5 protein-coding genes and 1 pseudogene are annotated in these 4,119 nt (G+C 70.9%); 3 read left to right on the top strand and 3 right to left on the bottom strand.

Features of this window, described 5'->3' with window-relative positions:
* From IJH84_RS14910 to IJH84_RS14900, 3 genes and pseudogenes are all read left to right on the top strand, one after another.
* Window positions 1-237: pseudogene (locus IJH84_RS14910) on the top strand (Ldh family oxidoreductase); the annotation flags it as partial.
* Window positions 231-1,235, top strand: a complete 1,005-nt coding sequence (locus IJH84_RS14905) for a Gfo/Idh/MocA family oxidoreductase (RefSeq protein ID WP_295145464.1) — start codon at window positions 231-233, stop codon at window positions 1,233-1,235. The pseudogene IJH84_RS14910 and the gene IJH84_RS14905, both read left to right, overlap by 7 nt.
* A complete protein-coding gene (locus tag IJH84_RS14900) occupies window positions 1,232-1,681 on the top strand; it encodes a hypothetical protein (RefSeq protein ID WP_200071964.1) in 450 nt (149 codons plus the stop codon). Before IJH84_RS14905 ends, IJH84_RS14900 begins: the two co-directional genes overlap by 4 nt.
* A 93-nt stretch (window positions 1,682-1,774) precedes the next feature.
* Here the strand turns inward: IJH84_RS14900 and IJH84_RS14895 are convergent, their stop codons facing one another.
* The 3 genes from IJH84_RS14895 to IJH84_RS14885 all read right to left on the bottom strand — a co-directional run.
* Complete coding sequence (locus IJH84_RS14895) at window positions 1,775-2,308, bottom strand: EF-hand domain-containing protein (RefSeq protein ID WP_200071965.1); 534 nt, start codon at window positions 2,306-2,308, stop codon at window positions 1,775-1,777.
* A gap of 119 nt (window positions 2,309-2,427) precedes the next feature.
* Window positions 2,428-3,726, bottom strand: a complete 1,299-nt coding sequence (locus tag IJH84_RS14890) for a nucleotide sugar dehydrogenase (protein WP_295145460.1) — start codon at window positions 3,724-3,726, stop codon at window positions 2,428-2,430.
* Window positions 3,723-4,119, bottom strand: a 397-nt coding sequence (locus IJH84_RS14885; RefSeq protein ID WP_295145458.1) for a hypothetical protein, incomplete at its 5' end; no start/stop codon positions are given. The genes IJH84_RS14885 and IJH84_RS14890, both read right to left, overlap by 4 nt.

Genomic DNA, 4,119 nt, shown 5'->3' with positions numbered 1-4,119 from the left:
TTCTTCGTGCTCGCCATCGCGCCGGGAGTGCTGCGCCCGCACGGGGATTTCGCAGGCGACGCCCGCGGACTGTTCAGCACGCTGGTGGAATGCCCGCCGCTGGGCGACGAACCGGTGCGGTACCCGGGCTGGCACGAAGCGGAACGGGCGCGGCAGCGCAAGATCGCCGGCGTGCCGATCCGCGCCGGGGTGTACCGCGAACTGGTCGAGCTGGGACTGGAAGCGGGGGCATGTTGAGCGCGCCGCGGCGCGTCGGCGTGGTCGGACTCGGCACGATGGCGCACTACTACCTGGCCGCGGTGCAACGGTCGCCGCACTGGGAACTCGCCGGCGTCTGCGACGTGCACGCCGCCGTTCTGGGCCCGCACCTCTCGCGCGCGACCGGCTACCTCGACCACCGCGACATGTTCCACGCCGCCGACCTCGACGCCGTGATCGTGACCGCGCCCAACGACACGCACGCGCGCGTGTGCCGGGACGCGCTGCGCGCGGAGTTACCGGTGTGCGTGGAAAAACCGCTCGCGATCACCGTCGCGGAAGGCCGCGAGCTGGCCGGGCTCGCCGAGCGGACCACGCTGTTCACCGCGTTCCACCGCCGCTACAACGACAACGTGCTGCGGCTGCTGGCCGGGGCCGAAGGCCGGATCGAGTCGATGACGGTGCGCTACCTCGAACGCATCGAGGAACACCTCGGCGGCGACACCTGGTACCTGGACCCGGTCCGCTGCGGCGGTGGATGCGTCGCCGACAACGGTCCGAACGCGTTCGACCTGGTGCGGTTGTTCCTCGGCGAGGTATCGGTGCGCGACGCAGCCGTGACCCGCGACGAGCACGGCGTGGACCGGCAGGCCGTGGTGCGGCTGCGCTCGGCCACCGGCGTACCGGCCATCGTGGAACTCGACTGGTCGCACCCGGGGGAGACCAAGGACGTCGAGCTGCGGTTCGCGGACGGCAGCGTGCGGCGGGCGGACATGCTCGCCGGGCACGACGGGTTCAAAGCCTCGCTGTGGCACGAGTACGACGGGATCCTGGCCGACTTCGGCGCGGCCATCGACAACGGCCGCTGCGCAGGCGGAAGCAGCGGCGGCGGTAGCGGTGACGGCCTCAGCAGGGACGGCCTCAGCAGGGACGGCCTCAGCAGGGACGGCGGGCTGGCCGCGCTGGAACTGGTCGCCGACACCTACCGGGTGCACGACCGGTCCGCCGGTGAGCATGGAAGGGAGTGCATTCGATGAACCTGGAAGAGGACGGCCCCAAGCGGACGCTGCACGCGACGCTGGTGAAGATCCTGCTGCACCGCCGCGAACAACGCGGCATGTCCCTGGAACCGCACGCCAGCCGGTGCGTGCGCCGCGGCGAACTGCACGAGCTGGTCAGCACCGACCACCGGGACGCCGAGCCGGGCGCCCGCATCGACCGGGTGGGGTTCCTCGGATTCGCCGAGTTCGGGTGCGCGGGCGTGCTGGACCGCGGTGACCGGTTCTGGATCGGCGGCGACCTGGTGGGCACCGTGCTCGGGTTCGACGCCTGCCACTTCCCGAACCACTACAACGTCCTCGTGCGCACGGAGCACGTGGTGACCGGGGCCGATTTGGGGTTGCAGCCGGAAACTCCGCTTTCGTTCACCCAGGGCGTGCCGGCGTGCGCCGGTGAATCACAGCTCGCGAGCCTGGTGTCGTAGCGCGCTGCGCGATAGCGGCGGCGATCCGAAGGAAAAGGCCGGTGACCCCGTGGCGAGGTAGGGGGCACCGGCCTTCTCGCGATCGTCGCCGGCTCAGCCCAACAGCTCGATCTCGGACCGTCCGAAGTGGAAGTCGCGGACCGCGGCGAGCAGCTCGTCCACCGAGAGCTCACCGTTGCCGTTCGCGTCGACCTGGGCGAACGTGCCCGATGCCTGCGACCGGTCCACGCCGACCGCGGTCAGCCAGGAGGCGAACTCCGCTCCGTTGATCTGGCCGTCGGCGTTCTTGTCGCACAGGCCCACGATGCCGCGCACCACCGGCCCGAGGACGCCGTCGAAGGCCGTCTCGCCGTCCTCGAACATCATCTTCTGCGCGACGCGCACGAAGTCGTCCTCGGTCAGCGCGCCGTCGGCGCCGATCCCGGCGTTGTCCGCGAGGTAGCCGAACATGGTGGTGAACGCCGAGCGCATGGCCTGCCCTTCCGGGCTGGTCGGCGACTTGCCGAACGCCTGGGCGATCTTCTCGCCCTCCTTCTCCAGGTCGGCGCGCTCCAAGCTGCCGCTGCCGTCGATGTCCCACTTGGCGAAGCGCTTGCGGAGCCGTTCGGTGGCCAGAGCGGTGCTCATAGCACTCTCCTCTCATTCGGGTACTGTCCACTTGCACCGGAGCCGCGGCTCCGGCCCTCACGCGGGATTTGGGGGGCAAATTCCGCGAAAGCCTCGTTCGTCCGCTGCGGCGCAGCGGTTCACAGCAACGTCACCGCGGCTCCGGCCGCCTTTCCGCGGGTGTCCAGCAGCACGCAGCCGGAAGCGGCGAGTTGCACCAGGTCGTAGCAGCGGTGGTCCTGCATCAGGATCGCCAGGTCGGCCGCCCGCAGCGCGGGATTCAGACCGTCCACTTTGGGCACTTCCGTCCCGTCCACGTGCAGCCGGGAGACGTTGGGGTCGTGGAAGGCCACCGACGTGCCGCGGGCCCGCAACCCGCGCGCGACCGGGTACGCCGGTGACTCGCGGGTGTCGGCCACATCCGGCTTGTAGGCCACGCCGAGCAGCAGCACCCGCGCCTCGGCCAATCGCTTGCCCTGGCCCGCCAGCAGCGCCGCGGCCCGGTCCACCACATGCTCCGGCATCTGCTCGTTGACCGCCCGGGCCGAGGAGAGCGTGCTGAACGAGAAGCCCTCGTCGCGCGCTTTGCTCTCCAGGTACCTCGGGTCGACCGGGATGCAGTGCCCGCCCACCCCGGGGCCGGGCTGGAACGGCGCGAAGCCGAACGGTTTGGTGGACGCGCAGTGCAGCACGTCCCACACGTCGATGCCCACCCGGTCGCAGAACAGCGCCACCTCGTTGACCAGCGCGATGTTCACGTACCGGTAGCTGTTCTCCAGCAGCTTGGCCATCTCCGCCTCGCGGGTGCCGCGGGAGACCACCAGGGAATCGACGAACCGCCCGTAGAACGCCACGCCGTGCTTGGCGCACAACGGGGTGCACCCGCTGACCACCTTGGGCGTGTTGATCATGCTGAAGCGCGCGTTGCCCGGGTCGATCCGCTCCGGCGAGTACACCAGGTGGAAGTCGTCCCCGGCGCGCAATCCGCTGCGGTGCTCCAGGATCGGGCGCACCACTTCCTCCGTGGTGCCCGGATAGCTCGTCGACTCCAGCACCACCAGCGTCCCCGGCCGCAACCGCCCGGCCACCGTGCGCGCGGCCGCGCGCACCGCGGTCAGATCCGGGTCACCTGATGCGGACAGCCCCGTGGGCACGCACAGCACGATCGTGTCGGCGGCGGCGAGCACCGACGGAGCCGTGGTGGCCGTGAAGCCCGCCGCGACCATGTCGGCGACCACGGAATCGGGCACGTCGCCCACGTGCGAGCGTCCGGCGTTGAGACCGTCCGCCACCTCCGCGGAGACGTCCAGCCCGATCGTGCGCACGCCCGCCTCGCAGGCTCGCGCGGCCAGCGGGAGCCCCACGTAGCCGAGTCCCACGACCACCAGATCGACCGGCGTCCCAGCGTCACGTCCGTCCGGAGCAGACGGAGGTGTCATGCGGAGAAGCTGCCGCTGCCGGGCGCGACGTGCGAACCGTGACCGGGTTGCACGGTCAGGCTCGGCGTCAGGCAGAACGGGTCGCCGTAGATCTGCACCGGCTCGTTCGTCTGGTTGGTCAGCACGTGCGCGGCCGGCGGCAGCTTGTGGCAGCCCGCCGGGTCGCTGTAGGTGCTCAGCTTCTGGACCTCGGTTTCGAAAACGGTGACTTGGCCGGTGGCTGCGCCGGCCGCTCCGGCGGGCAGCGCGGTCAGCGCGGCGGCGAGCAGGACCGGGGCGGATCGGGAAAGGCGCATGTGGAACTCCTCGTCTTCGGTTTCTTCGATCGAAACTGCTCGCGCGACGTCCGGCGGCGTCAGCCGCGGAGCACCGGGGACGGCGCGCCTGCTCCGG

The organism is Saccharopolyspora sp. (assembly GCF_017434145.1).
GTDB classification, from domain to species: domain Bacteria; phylum Actinomycetota; class Actinomycetes; order Mycobacteriales; family Pseudonocardiaceae; genus Saccharopolyspora_C; species Saccharopolyspora_C galaxeae.
The sequence above is the reverse complement of the archived record's forward strand: the minus strand, read 5'-3'. Positions and strand labels throughout refer to the sequence as shown.